Genomic DNA, 16,921 nt, shown 5'->3' with positions numbered 1-16,921 from the left:
AAATGCTGTTCCTAATTATCTCCTTATATCCAATTTATAGCATAAATTCTCAAACTGATAACTACACCAACCAAATTGATTCTCTTACCCAACTTGCTTATAGGTATTTGTACACCAAAAAGGATTCCGCGTATTACTACTTTGACCAAATTTCTGAAATAGCAACAGGCGAGAACGATTGGATAAATGTTATAGAAACTGGCATAAGTCTCAACAGAATTGCAGGTTATCATTATGATTTGGAAAAAATGAGAGAGAATATATCTTTCCTGGATTCGCTGTTAAGGAAACAAGAATCTTTTCTCGCTACACTTCCTGAAAGAAAATTGTATTTCAATTCTTTATTGTACGACAAAGGTGCATACCATTTTGAAGTAGACAACTTCAATGAAGCCAGGAATTACTTTGAAAAGTTACTTTCAGCAACCGAAAACTACTCGGATACCTTATTCATTGCCGAGTTTCAAACATTGCAGTCTACTGCTTATTCGTTTATGGCCAAAATGTATACAAATGAGGGTAAATACGACTTAGCAAAACAGTACTATGAAAAAAATATACGTTTTATTTCACAAATAAAACCGGTAGATGAAGCCTCACTCCATATCAATTATAGTCTTCTTGCTGAGGTGTATAAAAAAGAAGGAAAGTATGACCTATCCAATGCCTATTTTATAAGGGCTCTGAAATTTTATATAGCTAATAATGGTAATACAAATAGAAAAGTCTCCGTAGCGCAAAATATAGTACAGAATTACCTCAAGCTTGCTCAAATTGATAGCGCACAATACTATCTGGATCTGATGAAATTACAGCTCCCTGCAGCGCATCCATTCTGGAACCGGTATTACAGGTCCGAAGGTGAGTTATATTCCAGTCTCGGCGATTATTCAGCAGCACTAAAAAGTTATAAAGAAAGTCTAAGGCTTTACAAAGAAAAATGGAAAACCAAAAAACACGAAGAAATCGCATTGGTGTACAATGAAATAGGGGTACTTCTTGCAACAAAGGGAGATCAAGAGCAAGGCTTGATGAATTTAGATCTTGGCCTTACACAACTAGTGGATTTCGACACTGGAAATACACCTCAACTCATACTCAATTCTAATGGGAATACCTTACTGCGTTTACTAAAAAATAAAACGCAAATTTTAGCCAAACTAAATACAGAGAAGGCTTACCTGACGATATTGGACCAGGTAGATTTTGGCGTTTCTACTCTAGATAAAATAAAGCCGACATTTAAAAGCGAAGAAGACAAATTATTATTAATAGAGGAGGCTATTCCATTATTTGAAACAGGTTTAGAGGCTGCCTATCAAATGTATTCGAAAACTAAGGACAAAAGTTATTTGAGCAAGGCATTTTACTACGCGGAAAAAAGCAAGTCTGTATTACTACTGGAAGTCCTTATGGGTACAAAGGCAGTTGCTTTTGCCAAAATTCCTGACAGTATCCTTGAAAGAGAAAGGCAATTAAAATCATTAATTGCCAATGTTGAAAAGAAACTTAACAGGGCGAAAAATAAAAATTCTGATCTAAGTGATCAGTTATTCCAGCTTAATACCGATCATAGGTTGCTCAGCAGCAATATAGAAACAAATTTTCCAGCTTATTTCAATTTGAAGTACAACAATGAGGTAGCCAGCATTGCAGAGGTAAAAAATCGTTTGGATAGTGATGAACAAATGATATCATATTTTCAGGGGAATAAAGCGCTATACGTCCTATCTATAGAAAAAAATGACAGCAAAATGCTAAGAATCCCCTTAGATTTAAAACTAGAGGAATTAATTAGCAGCTGCAGGATAATGCTGGGGAATCCTAAATCTGATGTTCGGGATTTGGCAAAAATATCATACCGTCTATATAATTATCTCCTACAACCCCTAATAGCCAAAAAACCGAATCAAAAACTAATTATAGTCCCGGATGGGTTGCTAAATTACCTGCCCTTCAGCGCACTTAACACCAGTTCTGACCGCATTCTATATCTAATGGAAACAAGTCAGATCAGTTATGCAAATTCCGCTACCCTGCTAGCGGAATTAGACAATAGAAAAATTAATAACGATAATGTTTTGGGATTTGCACCCAGCTTTGAGCAGAACAAGACCAAGTCTCAATCATTGTCTGCCCCCAGATTGTTTCCTCTTCCCCATAATGGCAGGGAAGTAAAACAAGTTCTTGCTGCATTCGGAGGGAATTCTTTTCAAGATGAAGTAGCCTCTCTGGAAAACTTTACTAATGAAGCGGAGGATTATGGGATCATACATTTGGCAACTCACGCCAAGTACAATGATAACGCCCCTGAATTCTCCTATTTGGCTTTTACACCAGAAAATGATAAAGAGTATCTATTGTATGTGAAGGATTTATATCAGTTAGAACTAAAGGCAGATCTTGTTACCTTAAGTGCATGCGAAAGTGGTATTGGTGAACTAAAAAGAGGAGAAGGACTTATAGGTCTAACCCGGGGGTTCTTCTATGGAGGTGCATCTAGTATTGTTAGCACATTGTGGAATATCAATGATGCTTCTTCTTCCCAATTAATGGGCAGTTTCTATAAAAATCTATCTCAGGGGAATGCTAAAGATCTGGCACTTCAGCAGTCGAAGCTCACATTCCTCAATGCCAATAGAGAAAACGCATTATCTCACCCTTACTACTGGTCTGGGTTCATAATAAGCGGTAATACCAACCCGATTTCTAAAACATCCTTTTTGGCTTGGTATGTATTGGGAGTGATGGTGCTGGCTTTTGTTAGTTGGTTCTTAACCAAGAAACTAGGGTAATTCACTAAGGAGCTGTTCTGCCGCTTCTTTTCGAAAATCTCCTGCCTCAATTAATTCTTCCAGAGTAAGTTTGGCTTTGATGGTATCTTCCATTTTTAAATAGGTCAGCGCCAGATACCATCTGGATTCCGACACAAACTCACTATTGCTTTTGATAGCCAGAAGAAATGATTGTGCTGCCTTATCAGTCTTTTCTAATTGCAGAAAAGATTGTCCGAGATAGAAATCTAAATAATCCTTTTTATCCGGAACAGATAGTTCCTCAAATAAGTTTATGGCTTTTTCAAACTCCCCGGATTCATAAGCTACAAATGCTCTTCTTTCCAAGGTATTAATGCTATCACCCCGGGTTATGGTAAAAACGGTATTTGGGTATATATCATAATTGGAACTGTACAATCCTTGTAAATCAGTGCGGTCTGGTTTTAGCATAAACCAACCTAATCCTATTAAAACCATTATTGAAGCTGCAATACTTAATGGTCTCCAGGGGAATCTTCGAATAGCTTCGGGAGGTTCTAGCTCCTCCTCCAACTCCTGCAGTTTTGATTTTAATTTCGACCTTTCCTTAGACACGATCACCTTTCTTACTTCTTTTTCAAATTGGAACTGTTCCTTAAACTCTGCGTCCTCTTCAAGAAGCACCTGGAACTGCTCAAGTTCTTTAGACGAGAGTTCTTCTAAGAAGTATTTATTTATCAGTTCTTCGTTTTCCATACTACCTGGCCGTAGATTTAAATAATTCTTTTAAAGTTCTGAGACAACGAGATTTTTGGCTTTTGACCACATTTTCGCTATTGTAATTGCCATGGATCATGATCTCTTTTATGCTGTATTTCTTATAGTAGAAAAGCGTTAAAATAGCCTTGCATTTTTCACCCAATTGGTCAAAATAAGTACGTAATAAAAGCTGTTTTGTCGAGAGTTCTTCGTTGCCAATTTCGTACGATGCAATCTCCGAGTCTATTTCACCAACCGATGCTATTAACTCTTCCGACCGAATTTTTTTCTTGTCTTTTCGAATCCTGTCCATAATCATATACTTGCCAATACTCATCAAATAGGTAGATATGGAACTTCGAAGTTCGGTCAATTTTCCATTGCCAATATTTTCATAGAACACTATATAAGCATCCTGATAAATATCTAAAACATCTGCAGCGGGAATACCATATTTCCTTGCAAAGTTTAGGAAAAGCGACCTGTTATCCTGATACACCTTTTTAAAGGCAATGTCAGATCCTTCTTTCAAAGAACGAAATAATATTTGATCGAACTCCTTTGCCATTAATGTAGGGACACTGTTAAAAGTTAACATTTAAATGTAAAAAAAAAACATATCGCTTGTTAACCTTTTAATCATTATCCCATAAAAGGGTGTAATCTAAAAATAGTAGCATGAAAAATTTACAGCTAATTACACTTCTGATACTGGTTTTAATGGGCGCTGATCTTAAGGCTCAAAATGCTTTGGCATATGAGCCCAATCTAAGTGAAAAGAAGAAAGGTACCAAACCAAAACAACTGGAAGGGATGGAAGGTGATGTACAAAAAGTACTTCTGGTTTCCCAAAAAGATGATCAGGTAGACCTGAAAATCGAATTAGAGGGTTATGAAGGAAAATATCTTAAGGTCTTCGCCTTGAGCAAATCTGGTTCTAGAATGTTAGAGATTCCGGCAGATATCCAAAAAATCCGCTCGGGCAATATAAGAGTATCCGCTGATTTAAAACTCTCGGGTACCCGGGAAAGTGTCACAGATTATATCGAATTGGTATTTACAAACGGCATGTTTCGCTTTAAGGGGATGTCTTATGTATACAAACTTAAAAAGCAGTGGACACCAAAAACTGCGGATGGCGACAATTCTGATATAGCGAGTAATTCTAATCGCAGCCCGCAGATCATAGAGGTACAACTCAGACCTGTAGGCAATGCCCGCCGAACATTTATCGCTCAATAACTAAAAAGAAATATCATGAAAAAAACTGTTCTATATTCTCTGGGCTATCTCATTTTGGCCCTGATCAGCACAAATTTAAATGCCCAAAAAGCCGGAGACGTATTCTTTTTACAGTCGGCAGTAGGTGGCAAATACCTCGATGTACAATGGGGTAGTACCAAAGATGGCACCCCCTTACATCTATGGCCCTATAATGGTGGTAATGCACAAAAGTTTAAACTCGAAGCCGCCGGGGGAAAATACTTCTATATCAAGTCTGTACTTGGCAAGTACTTGCATGTTCAAAACAGATCTAACCAACCCAAAGCTAAGGTCGTACTCTATCAGGGCAAGGGTAATCCCAACACCAAGTGGCAATTTGTGCCCGGACCTGATGGCTATCATTATATAAAGTCTCTAAAAGGTACCTATATGGATGTGCAGTGGGGAAGCGAAAAAGACGGCACCCCCATCTGGATGTGGAATTATAATGGTGGGAACGCCCAACGTTGGAAATTCAAGAAAATTCAGTCTGTGATAATAAGAAATCCTAAGGGTTCCGAAACTTCTGGTAGTAGCACCTCCTCAAATACCAATTTACCTTATTACAATTACCATCTTAATTTATCTAATGAGAACCTGCTCAAGGTTCTGGCAAAAGCTATGGAAGATAGGCGCAAGACTGCCGCAAGGCCAACGGCCAAAGGGGTAGATATAGAAGCACCTGTAGCACAGCTTTTTATTGATTTAAATGCGGATCTCGACCAGCGGTTCGATCCCAATGAATCTACTTCATTTTCAAGGATACACGCAGAGTTATTTGTTGATAAGGCTCCGGGTTCCCTGGTTTTCTACTACCGCCCAAACTCCTATCACCTACTGTGGGATAAGGATATGGGGAAGCACGATCTGCAAATTAACTACAGTAGAAATTCTGAAGGAACAGAAAACAAAAGTGCCAGAGTATCCGCTACACTTACCTCGGGTATCACCATAGCAGAAAAAAACTTTATGACCAAAATGTTGAATGAGATTCTCACGAGTACTGAACTCCCCAATCCTGATGTGAAGCTGAGACCTCTACAGGTAGAAGACCCTGAAATCGAATTTGAGGGTGCAGGTTTTGATATTAACGCAGATCAGATCTCCATAGTTCCTTCTTCAAGTTTTGGTGATGAGATAGAAGTGAATTTCAGTACTTCAGACGATAACATTGATGCGCTCAAAAGTGCCGGACTACAAAACAAGATATCATTTACGGTAAATTTCAATTATAAGGACCAGGAAGGTGATGTAGGTATCCCTGCAGATATCAGCATTATGGACGAGTCTACCTATGGTACTTTTGAAGTGGACTTCCCCTCACTGTCCACCATTCAAAACCCAACTCCATACCCCATAAGGGTGCAATACCTTCATGTATTAACCACCGTAGATGATAGCGGTATAAAGCCCTATATCTTTTCTTTTGATTTGGGTAAGAAAACCCTACAGCCCAACGATCAATTAAAATTTCAAAAACCCGTGGGCTTTAGAGTGCCACCCAAACTACGAGCAGTAAAAAAGCCCTTGAGAGCCTTTGTGGAATACCGGATTTTGGAATGTGAGACCTGCACACAAAAAATATTCAATAATCTCACAGGGGGCGTTACTGCAGCTACCAAACAAGAGATCAAGTTCAGGTCTGTAAACCTGCTCAAAGCCACAGGGGCCGAGTTTATCTGGGTGCGTATGAAATCTAAACAACTAGATCCAGGGAAGCAAAGAGAAGTTACTACTCACGACCCCATAGAAATAGAATCGGATAACGATTATCTGAAATCTCCAATCCTTTACCTCTACAATGGGGAGCAGCCCGACTTTAAATACCAGGTAGAACTCGTAATGCCAGATGGGGAGATCTATGCCATGGAACATTGGCTCAAAGGTGATGAGCTTAGAGTATTGCTTTCGGAAGCGAAACTAAAAGAGCACTTCAATTCCTGGCCAGACAAGCTAGATGACGAAGAGTATGAAGGAGAAGAAGGTAATGAGAATAACTAAACGCTGAAGTCCACAAATTATGGTATTCAATCTTAAAATAAGAATAGTAACTGTAATGTTCCTGGTACTCGCCTGGCAGGTTAAAACACAACCAGACCTGTCTTCTAAGGAGATTATCGGTGGTCTGCCGGTCTATGCAGACCTACATCTGCAGCACAAATATTACTACGCCCCAAGCAGTTTTGAGCTAGACCGGGACGCAGATGGCAAACCAGAGTTCTCATTTGTAAAGATGACACATATTCCCAGCAGGGCCAGAGGCATGAAAGACTGGAAACAAAGCAGTGCTATCCAATTTACCATCAAACAAGCCGGCATCACCAACGAAGCGCTCAAAGAAATAAGAGAGCGCCTAAAAACAAAATCTGCTGGTAGGACTAAGATAAAATTGCTGCCTGCCCCTATCAAAAAAATGGAAGCCTCCCTAATTTATAGTAATCTGGATGCTGATAGTACTACAGCTATACGCAGCAACTACAACAGCAACACAAAGAACAGGAGAGGAGCGCTTTGGACTACTAAAGTCTTTACTATCAGGCCAGACAAATTTACTTCTCAGGTCCTATGGGATGGTTTTAAAAAGGAAAAAGGACTTTTGAGTGTAGCCTATGGTATATGGATCCATGGCGCTTACAATGAAGAGGTAAGTTACCAATTTAACGGGCCGGAGGAATTGGAAAAGGTTTTTGAACAACTCAACGCCCAGCCAACAGATTCTACTGAAGTAAAAACAGAGGCCTTAATAAATGCCGGAGCTTTTCAAGTAGCAGTTGACCTGGAACTATGGCCAGATCTGCTTGCAGAAATCAGTTTTGAGAGCACTCTCTCTCCCAGGTACGGCCTCGTAGACGTGTATTGCTACGATTTTAGGGAAAACATCAGGCCAGATCTTTTGGGAAAGATCGTGGAGCTCGAAGCTGAAGGAGTGGGAAAGGGTCCTGTGAAAACAGAGATAGACTTCTCCAAAACCAACCCGGACATCTATGCACATGCCGTAAAATTTGAATATGCCGTACGCCTGGATAAACCCTTGCGTTACCGGGTCATTGAATTGGCAGAATCCGGGGATGTTATGGAAGGAACCTGGCTGCTTAAAGAAAATTGGACTGGCATCATAGACGTCAGCTCGCAAAAAGATTTTAACTCATTTTACAAATCCGAATAACGATGAAAAATTTAATACAAAGTTTAGTATTGTGTTTTGCCTTTTGCACTATAGTTAGTGCCCAGGTCCATTATGACAAAGGCAGATTAACCATAGATAAGGTACAACTATTACAGGATTACAATGATTCCCTGACGTATTATTATATCCCCACTTATCCCAGGTTGGCTATCAATGATTCTGGAGACTTCGAATTCCTATGTATGAAATATGTGGGAAAGGAAGAAAAAGACAATGGTGGGCTTTTCCATGCTCTTTTTGAATTCCGAATGGAAGACAAAGAGCTTCAAAAACTTGAAAAAAAGTTACAGGCAAAAGTCAGAGATGCCGTAATAAAAGGTCCCATTCCGCTATTGGAAAGTATGAAAGAAGGGGAAGCAGCTCTTGGAGGTTTTAGTATTATTTCCTCTATACTTACAGACACCTTATCTAAGAATGCTTTCACCCAAAATATAATTACCAGCGGCAGGGCCCCATTTACTCCTGGGTCCAAAGCTGTTCTGGCAGCCAAACTTAACCAGGACGGGGCCACCCTACTCTGGGAAACCTTTAAAGGCCCTACTTCTGATGTTTCAGTTGCGGTTAATGGCTACTATGAGGCCGTTGTTGAAGCTTATAACGTAGTGGTGGAAGCCGAAATGGACATGGTCTATGATCATTTTAGTGAAGTCTCTAAAACAGAAACTTTGTTTACGCATGACGAAGTAAGTAATGCCATTGATAGTCTGTACACCAATGGAACAATAAAAATAACTGCTCTGGATCGGACTAAAGGACTAGGCGTAAAAAGCGATTTAAAGAATATACTCCAAATCGTGACCGATAAAATTGTCAACATTATGTTCGACACGGAAACCGGTTGGTCTAAACAACCAGAGAAAGAAACCCCGGTAGAAACTAAAGATAAAGCCGGTAAAGGAATCCTCAGTGGGTTTGCTTTTGGCCCCGCCAGTATGTTCATTCCGGATATCCAGCATATTGTAAAAAAACGAAAAGATATAAAGGCGCATAGGTTTAGATTAGACCTAAGCGAATCTACCTCTATAAAAGTGCCATTTTATACTGCAGGTAACCTGGGCGGATTACACGAATACTTTAAAGAGGATCCCAGATACTTCCGCATTGTAGATCTCATAAGTACAGATTTTGAGAAAGGAGAGGTGATTTTTCAACTTGATGGCGACTTCGCAGAATCTTTTGAAGACCTGGTAAATTTCGTAACCATCAACTTCCGAAAAAAATACGGCGAAGAACGTGATGACTTTACCCAACAACTCTACTTCAATGCTAAGGACATAGAGTCTGGTAAAATTTACAAATCCATTTCCTTTCCAAGACTTGGCATTTCGTCTGAAGATTGGTTCAATTATGAGTATCAGGTCTCATGGAGTATCCGTGGAGAATCCAAATTTGTGGGTCAGAGTGACCAGTGGATAGAAGCCAATGAAAAGGCTATTGTTATCTCTCCACCATTCAAAAAAATAGAAGTAGATATCGACCTGGATAAACAGTTACTAACAGAAAATAACATCGCTACGGTAGCCGTGGATTTTGCCGCCGACTTTTTAGGGGAAACCAGAATGGTGAAATCTGTAACCCTAAGAGCTAAAGGTGAGGAGAATAATAATAAGGCCGCAATATTTCATGATTTTGACGGTGATGTGGCCTATAGAACTGTATGGTATGCTAAAAACGGAGATAAAATAAAAAGCAAGCACCAGGACCTGGAACGAGGCTACATATTGCTCACTCCTCCGGATATGGAAACCGCAAACAAATAATAGTTAAAAATTAGATCATGGAAAACGAATTAAATAAACACAACTGGCTTTGGGTACTCCTATTGCTTATGCTGCCATCCATTGGCTTTGCCCAAATTCTTATGGATCAGGGTGTCAGAGTAAAGGGTTTATGGTGCTTCCCAGCCAAGGACGATCCTAACGCTTACTACTATCTGCCAGCAGAGAGCAATCTGGGAATGGCAGGAAACAAACCTCAATTCTCCTATATGCGATATGTAGACATGGAGGCGGAGAAAAGTGAAAATGGAAACAGTATTCTACAAGCCAAAGGTGGTGGTGTTTTGCACTTTTTGGTACTGTATGAAACTTCAGAGGCCCAATTGGAAAATACCCGTGATGAGTTGGCATATGTTACCGGAAATAATAAGGCCAGGCTAAAAGGTCCTGTAATCTTTAAGGAAGGAACTTATGCACTAGTCTCTTCCATAATTGATCCTGAAGAAGGAGGGCAGCGAAGAAAATTAATGATAAAGGGCAGAGCACCCGTATTGGAAGGCAATAAAATTGCGCTCTCTTTTGAGTTGAACGCCAAAGATTCTAAACTACTATTCGAGAGTTTTAAAATGGCGACACCCGATATATCATTAGTATTTGATCTGACCTTTGAAGGCCTTAGTAATGCTTATGACGCCACACTGGAAATAGATTGGTCGGAAGTTCAAAAAAGGCATGAAGCTCAGGTAGCCGGAGGGTATATGTTTATCGGTGCCCAGGCCGGACTGGAATTGGACGACCTGATGAAAAATCAGAGCATTAAACTCACCACCAACGGGGAAGATGAGCAGATGGACCAAATGATGAATACCGTTTTAGACAAACTGCTGGGAATGCTATTTGATCCGGTGGCTGAAAATAATGAAGAAAATGATAATCCCTTAACCGAAATGTTGAGCCAAATAATGAGTAGCTCTGGTGAAAAAAAAGAACCGGGCTTTGCTACTTCAGGTTTTGGTTTTCAGGCTTCATATAAGTACAAAGAAATTAAGAAGTCGGGCAAAAGTACGGTGAACTTCAATTCCAGATCCACGGTAGAAAGGCATCACTTTATCGCCTTCAACATCGGCAATCTCTACAAAAAATACGGGAATGACAAAAGTATTTTTAACATCATCATCATAGATGACGACGCCTTTCAACTCCGGGAAGTTCGCATTGGTATAGATGGCACCTTGTATCAGGAATTTGACAAAATGGTAAATAACGTAACTGTATTGGTGCGTAAAAAACATCAGAATGAAGAAGAAACCATTAGATCACTGGTAGTGAATAAATTACAATTTGACCAAAACAATGCAGAACCGTTTTCTCTCACTTATGGGTCTAAAGGAGATGAAGACCGCCTTAAATGGCTCGATTACGACTACAAAACCATATGGCAATTTCAGGGAGGTGCCAGTTACGAAACAGACTGGCAAATGGCATCAGCTTCTATGATTAATCTCTATAGCCCGTTCGAAAGGACCAGTATTCAATTATCGGGTGATATGGATCAATTACTGGAGCAAGGCTACAGGGCAGTTGTTGTACAGTTGGAATATCCTTTTTTCGGAAAAAAAATGAATCCTCAAAAGCTGCTTAAACCTGGTGACGACCTGGATCAAAATGCTTTTGAAGTCACCCTGCCCCTCAGCAACAGGGAATATAAATATACCATGACCTGGATCGGCAATAATGGCAACAGATTAACCAATAATAATACAGACAGTTCAGGGATCATTTTTGTTGATGAACTCCCTGAAAATTAAAAATAGAATTAGAAATAAGTAATCTCAAATATCAGAATCATGAAAAATCATAGAAAAAATTTAATAAGAAAAATGTGGATGAGCACTTTGGTATTAGCATTGATGCTATGCGCCACTACATCAATAAGGTCCCAGGCACTGGATTCAGAGAATCGAGTAGACATCAAACTGGATGACGGAACATCAGTAATCCTGTATGGACAGAGTTCACGGGTAATTGGGCAAAAAACCAATAAATATTACATGCTGCCAACCGGTTTAAAAATCGGTTCTAGACCAGACGGAACTCCTGAATTTCTGTTTATGAAATTCACCACCGAGGAGCGTGCAGATCAAGGTGGTATTGGTGGAGGCCTTATTCATTTTCTTATGGAGTGGGGACTCACACCCGAACAAAGAAATGAATTATCTGCAAAACTGGGTTCAAAAATTAAAGGCGCCAAACTAATGGGAAGTGTACCGATGCAAATAGATGAGAAAGTAGAATCTTTTAAAATATTATCGGCAACCTTATCAAATGACGAGCGAACCTCCAAAGTAGTTACCTCTGGAAAAGCTCCACTAATTGAGAGCGGAAAAGTGGCGGCGGCGGCTCAGCTTGATAAATACGGGGCCCAGTTATTGGCATCAACCTTCGAAAGGGCACAGTCTATAACAGATCTTTCGGTAGTTCTGGATTATTATTTTACCCTTCAGACTCCCGCGGTGAAAGGTAAAATCGTCTTCGATTGGTCAAAATTTGAACGCGAATACGACAATATTTCAGCCGGATATAGAAAAAAAGACCGGGGATGCGGATTTCTGTGTAACGAGACCTATCGTTCTTACAACGAAATAAGAAGTCATTATGATTATCTCAGAGAGAGCGAAGTAATCAGATTTGAATGGGAAGAAACTTTAAATGACGAAAGAGTAGATGTGATTCGGGAAGCGTTCTTCCAGTACTTTCTAAATGCATTTACCGAAAAGTCCACTGCCAATAATGAAGAACAGGGAACCCCCACTTTGGCAGATACACTAAGTGTCCCAAATATTAGGGGCGGTGCCGGATATAAGTTCAGAACTTCTTTGCTTAAAAAATCATTTAATAGGAAGACTCAGGTCATTGATCTTAAAGAAGTGAGGCTTGCCGTTAAGCAACCCTACCAGATAGTTGGTAATCTTGCAAGCTGGTATAATCAAGTAAAAGACAATCCAAAATGTGTCTATAGCGTAAACCTAAACGACCCGTTCTTTCAGCATAGAGATATCCGTTTTGTACTAGATCTTGAAGCGAAAGACATGTTTGACGAGGCTGTAAATTATGTGACTGTAAATGTGCGGAAAAAAAGAAGTTCTGGTAATGATTACGAAGACCATTTAACCATAGATAAAGCCTTTGTTGAGAAGAACGGAATTACAGGGGTAAAAACCTACGCCCGAGGTGAGGATACGGATCCTACTGCCTATGAATATCAAACACAGTGGAGCCTGAGAGGAGGTAATATTTATCCCAAAAATCCGAAATGGGAAAAAGGTGCCTGGGAAGGGGTAACCTTAGAACCTCCGGTAACTACCAGGACAATTGAACTGGAAGCCGATATTGATGAACTTCAGGGAAGTGATATCACCAGGGTTACGGCTCAAATAAGGTATAAGCAATTTGGTGAAGAAAAGGAGTCGAACATTCAACTCTCTACCCAAAAAGGAGAACCCATAATTGCTCAAAAGATCTTTCTGGATAGGGATACCAACGGTTATGTATACCGTTTGATCCTCAATCATAAGACCGAGAAAAAGCTGGTACTCCCATGGGAGCCCATGATTAACGATAATTATATCTACGCCAACATTCCTGAGGACATTCTGGATACCGAATCTGAGGTATTTAAAATGGCCAAAGAAACCGGTGAGGACCTGGTTAAAAAAGCCGGGGAAAAAGTATTGGACAAGTTTGAAGAAGTTTTTAAATCTAAATAATTAAAGCGATGAAAAATATTATAGCAATTAGCGTATTACTATGCCTTTGTGCTTTTCTGAAGGTACACAGCCAGGCCATTGTACTAGATAAACTGGTAAAAGCCGGAGATTTAACCGTCTTTCCAAGTATCTACGACGAGAATGAATATTATTACCTCTCGGATCAAGTTCGTTTGGCGAAAGACGAAAATGGAAAACCAGAATTCTCCTTTCTAAGATGGGTAGAAAATGAAAGTACGGATGATAACGAAGACTCCTATAAAGATACCGAAGGTGCAGGTGGTGGGATTGTTACTGCCCTGGTAGAATTAAGGGTAACCGAAGAACAACGTCAGAATGCCGAACAGGAATTAAGACGTGTAAATCCAAGGGGGAAAATCAAAGGCCCAGTAATGTACCGGGGAGGTACAGTTGCATTGGTATCCGCTTTTAATGCCGAGAATGAAGAATTCTCTCAGCAGGTATTGGGTTTGGGGCCGGCACCTGTTCTGGATGGCCAAAAAGCTTCAGTTTCTATACAGCTAACTAAAAAGGGTTCAAAAATTTTATGGGAATCTTTTAAAACCAATACCCCTAATGTTGTTTTTAAATTCAATATGGAAATTGAAGGGTATAATTCTCCAATCTCAGCAAAAATAAATTTTCAATGGGAGAAAATTTATGAGCATCAGAATTTTCAGGCAGGTGTGGCAACTCCTGTGCTTGCGGCAGAAGTTGATGTTGCAGTAAGTGAAATGATCAACAACAACACCATCAAAATTACTGAGATTGGCGAAGATGAAGATTTTGATGAAATCAGAACAACTGTAATGGAGATAATTCGTACGGAAATGTTCGAATCTCAGGAAAATTCGAGCACCCCTTCTTTATCCTCTTTATCTACAGGGCATAACAGCAGGCCAAGCATGTTAGACCGGGCCACATCGCTACTTAACACTCAACGTCAGGATTACCAGAGAGAGCGAAGTAGAAGTGATGCGGAAGAAGCGAGAAGAAGAAGGGATGCCGAAAGGGAAAGAAGTAGAACTGCAAATACGGAAAGCAATACATCAGAAAATACTAATTCTGAATCCGAAGCATCCTCTGATAGTGAGGAAGAGGAATCCGATGCTGAAAATAATGATATAGAACCCAGAGCCGGAGAGGCAGTCAGGAGGGCCAACCCACAAGATGAACCTTCTACCGTACCTCCATATGAAGTCACAGAAAGTGGAAATGAAGCTGAACCTCAGGCACCGACAATTGCAATCGCAGCCTCCTATAGCTTCAAAAAAATCAAAAAGTCGGGAACTTTTAATTTGAGTCTTGAAAAATCACTTTTAAGAAATCAGGTAATCAATTTTGATGAAGGTATTGGCAGTATTAAATGTAATGATTGCTTCAGAATGATAAATCTGGATGATCCACTCTACAAGCAGCGCGAGATCCTTGCCTTTATTGATGGCTCTAATACCACAGATTTTGGTGAATACATCAATTTCGTTAGTGTATTGCTAAAGAAAAAACATGAAAACGGGGATATTACCCAGCGCGAAATCCGAATTGATCGCAAGAATTTTGACAATGGAAACAACTTCAAATTTGATCCCTATGGTTGGAAAGGAGACAAAAATAGGAGCAAATGGCTGGAATATGATTTCAAAGCTACCTGGAGTTTCTTTGGAGGCCATGAGGTAAGCACTCCCTGGACCAAAAGAGAAGCCGGATCAATTTCACTTTCACCGCCATTTCAGAAGAAGGACATATATATTGAAACGGATGATAGTGTAGTAGACGAGAATGATGTGCGTTTTGCAGAAGTAAAAATATACTACAATCAAGGTGAAAAGGAAAAGATTGAGAGAGTAAGAATAGACTTCTCTAAAGAGGACATTTCCAAGAGAGTTTCCATAGTGCAGCTCGGAGACGAGTTGGATTACAAATATGAAGTTAAGTGGTTTATGAAAGGTAAAGAACCACTTTTGGAAGAGAAAAAGTCGGCTTCGGACGAAACCATATACCTCAGCAATGTTGGTCAATTCTAAATTATTCAAAATGAAAACGTATAGCAGATATAGAAATCAAATAATCTTACTGGCAACATGCTTTTTGAGCATTTTGGTATCAGGTCAGGATTCTAACCAGGATACCTTTCTCAGAGATCATTTAATGGTATACTATGTAGAAGATCCTTCGACAGATCAATACAGATTATTAAGCCATGATGAAATCAGCTCCGGGCAAAGACTGTTTGGCGGAAATCCTCAAATGGCAGTAGCTCAAGAGTTAATACATGAAATATATACACCGGTAGAAGACGCCAGTTTTCAGGAAAGCGTGGTACAGGCCTTAGGCAGGTATCCACATCCAATGGCTTTGTTTCTTTATTTTGAAAGAGGACCAGTTGATGAAGCTGCTGCTGCTGCAAATTGGACCAATTGCATTGAAAACGGACAATTTACCTCTTGTGTAACTGTAGAGGCTGATGATGAATACGCAGGAATTATTCACTATGGTTCAGAGCAGTTGTCTCAAGAGGGGCTTTTGGAAGCTAAGAGCCATTTCCTTCAACTCTTAAATGATGCCGAAGAGGGAGCTCAAAGATCACGCCCTTTTGCCGCCATTTCGGATGAAACGGTAAGCAGGGCAAGGCAAATAGCAAACGTACCTGAAAGAGGATTTAGAGTGGAAAGAAGAGGTAGAACCGTGCCCTTCAACATTAGTCTAAGCAGAATGCGAGAATTGCAACAAGCTTTGCAAGACCCTGCCATTCAGGAGCATATTAGAACAACCTTGGATCTGTTTGAAAATGAAACCGGTGACACACAGCGCTCAAGAGATGAAATAGACCTGCCGCTTGTATTGGCCATAGCCAGTAGGGAATCTGGAGTAAGGCTCCCCTTGGCAAGAGGTGAAAGAAGGGTAGTGACTGCGGGAAGAGATGCACACACCAGAGGTGAGTCTGGTCTGGATTGGTTGTACGACCGAAGAAGCGACTTCCCGTCATCAATAAGAAGTGAAATACTTCCCGTGGAAGGCAATTCCGGAATCCCGGGGCATTTTAGAAGAGAATGCCACCCAGCCTACGTAAAGGAAAAGCATATGTTGACTTCCTTTATAGTTGAGGTAGCCGGGCGCAGGCAATCTTTTATTAACAGGTTTAACAGGGCATTTGCTGATAGGCATGGTTTCACTGAGGAACAGCGTAATGCCTTGGTAGAAAACCTGAGCAGTTCTGCTAACAGGGCCTGGATCCAGGCAGCTTTTGGAAGTAGATCTGTTGATATTCTCCATGCTGTAAGACGTTTCATCAGAGCCGAAATGCGAGCAGGCACAGATTTTACAACCATTGCTCGGAACAATGAAATAAACTTAAATGCCATAGTCACCAATGACCGCATTATGCCCACAAGTCTTAGTAGGCAGAGAACCAGACTTTCATTGGCCGAGGCAATCATTGTTTCTTCTTTTTTACCAAATAACCTTTAAAAG

Annotated in this window: 11 protein-coding genes; 9 read left to right on the top strand and 2 right to left on the bottom strand. The window is 40.2% G+C overall.

Annotation, left to right across the window (positions count from 1 at the left end):
• Positions 1-107: 107 nt before the first annotated feature.
• The gene (locus J1G40_RS11610; protein ID WP_265242808.1) at positions 108-2,795 is read left to right on the top strand and encodes a CHAT domain-containing protein; all 2,688 of its coding nucleotides are present in this window, start codon (positions 108-110) and stop codon (positions 2,793-2,795) included.
• Here J1G40_RS11610 and J1G40_RS11605 read toward each other — a convergent pair.
• Together J1G40_RS11605 and J1G40_RS11600 are read right to left on the bottom strand one after the other, a co-directional pair.
• A complete protein-coding gene (locus J1G40_RS11605; protein ID WP_265242807.1) occupies positions 2,787-3,512 on the bottom strand; it encodes a tetratricopeptide repeat protein in 726 nt (241 codons plus the stop codon). The two genes, J1G40_RS11610 and J1G40_RS11605, sit on opposite strands and share 9 nt — an antisense overlap.
• Position 3,513: 1 nt before the next feature.
• Positions 3,514-4,083 (bottom strand): RNA polymerase sigma factor, encoded by a 570-nt coding sequence (locus J1G40_RS11600; protein WP_265242806.1) that lies wholly within the window; start codon positions 4,081-4,083, stop codon positions 3,514-3,516.
• A gap of 110 nt (positions 4,084-4,193) precedes the next feature.
• On the opposite strand from J1G40_RS11600, the gene J1G40_RS11595 reads away from it, so the two are divergent.
• From J1G40_RS11595 to J1G40_RS11560, 8 genes are read left to right on the top strand one after another with little or no spacing between them, the layout of a single operon-like run.
• Positions 4,194-4,757 (top strand): hypothetical protein, encoded by a 564-nt coding sequence (locus J1G40_RS11595; RefSeq protein WP_265242805.1) that lies wholly within the window; start codon positions 4,194-4,196, stop codon positions 4,755-4,757.
• Between the two features lie 15 nt (positions 4,758-4,772).
• Positions 4,773-6,779, top strand: coding sequence for an RICIN domain-containing protein (locus J1G40_RS11590; RefSeq protein WP_265242804.1), 2,007 nt, complete (start codon positions 4,773-4,775; stop codon positions 6,777-6,779).
• A gap of 19 nt (positions 6,780-6,798) precedes the next feature.
• Positions 6,799-7,944, top strand: coding sequence for a hypothetical protein (locus J1G40_RS11585; RefSeq protein ID WP_265242803.1), 1,146 nt, complete (start codon positions 6,799-6,801; stop codon positions 7,942-7,944).
• A 2-nt stretch (positions 7,945-7,946) separates the two neighbouring features.
• Positions 7,947-9,725 carry a hypothetical protein gene (locus J1G40_RS11580; RefSeq protein ID WP_265242802.1) on the top strand — a complete coding sequence of 593 codons (1,779 nt, stop codon included), beginning with the start codon at positions 7,947-7,949 and terminating at the stop codon, positions 9,723-9,725.
• 17 nt (positions 9,726-9,742) lie between these two features.
• Positions 9,743-11,491: a hypothetical protein gene (locus J1G40_RS11575; RefSeq protein WP_265242801.1), complete on the top strand. Its 1,749-nt coding sequence runs from the start codon at positions 9,743-9,745 to the stop codon at positions 11,489-11,491.
• Positions 11,492-11,530: 39 nt separating this feature from the next.
• Entirely contained in the window at positions 11,531-13,450 is a 1,920-nt protein-coding gene (locus J1G40_RS11570; RefSeq protein ID WP_265242800.1) for a hypothetical protein, read from the top strand.
• A gap of 8 nt (positions 13,451-13,458) precedes the next feature.
• Positions 13,459-15,474, top strand: a complete 2,016-nt coding sequence (locus tag J1G40_RS11565) for a hypothetical protein (RefSeq protein WP_265242799.1) — start codon at positions 13,459-13,461, stop codon at positions 15,472-15,474.
• A 10-nt stretch (positions 15,475-15,484) separates the two neighbouring features.
• Positions 15,485-16,918, top strand: a complete 1,434-nt coding sequence (locus J1G40_RS11560; protein WP_265242798.1) for a hypothetical protein — start codon at positions 15,485-15,487, stop codon at positions 16,916-16,918.
• Positions 16,919-16,921: the final 3 nt, after the last annotated feature.

It is taken from the genome of Muriicola sp. Z0-33 (genome assembly GCF_026126425.1).
Classification (GTDB): Bacteria; Bacteroidota; Bacteroidia; order Flavobacteriales; family Flavobacteriaceae; genus JAFMPW01.
The sequence above is the reverse complement of the archived record's forward strand: the minus strand, read 5'-3'. Positions and strand labels throughout refer to the sequence as shown.

Bases quoted from the DNA above. Each gene is read 5' to 3' on its own strand.
- J1G40_RS11605 (WP_265242807.1), bottom strand. From the start codon at position 3,512: ATGGAAAACGAAGAACTGATAAATAAATACTTCTTAGAAGAACTCTCG.
- J1G40_RS11600 (WP_265242806.1), bottom strand. From the start codon at position 4,083: ATGGCAAAGGAGTTCGATCAAATATTATTTCGTTCTTTGAAAGAAGGA.
- J1G40_RS11595 (WP_265242805.1), top strand. From the start codon at position 4,194: ATGAAAAATTTACAGCTAATTACACTTCTGATACTGGTTTTAATGGGC.
- J1G40_RS11590 (WP_265242804.1), top strand. From the start codon at position 4,773: ATGAAAAAAACTGTTCTATATTCTCTGGGCTATCTCATTTTGGCCCTG.
- J1G40_RS11585 (WP_265242803.1), top strand. From the start codon at position 6,799: ATGGTATTCAATCTTAAAATAAGAATAGTAACTGTAATGTTCCTGGTA.
- J1G40_RS11580 (WP_265242802.1), top strand. From the start codon at position 7,947: ATGAAAAATTTAATACAAAGTTTAGTATTGTGTTTTGCCTTTTGCACT.
- J1G40_RS11575 (WP_265242801.1), top strand. From the start codon at position 9,743: ATGGAAAACGAATTAAATAAACACAACTGGCTTTGGGTACTCCTATTG.
- J1G40_RS11570 (WP_265242800.1), top strand. From the start codon at position 11,531: ATGAAAAATCATAGAAAAAATTTAATAAGAAAAATGTGGATGAGCACT.
- J1G40_RS11565 (WP_265242799.1), top strand. From the start codon at position 13,459: ATGAAAAATATTATAGCAATTAGCGTATTACTATGCCTTTGTGCTTTT.
- J1G40_RS11560 (WP_265242798.1), top strand. From the start codon at position 15,485: ATGAAAACGTATAGCAGATATAGAAATCAAATAATCTTACTGGCAACA.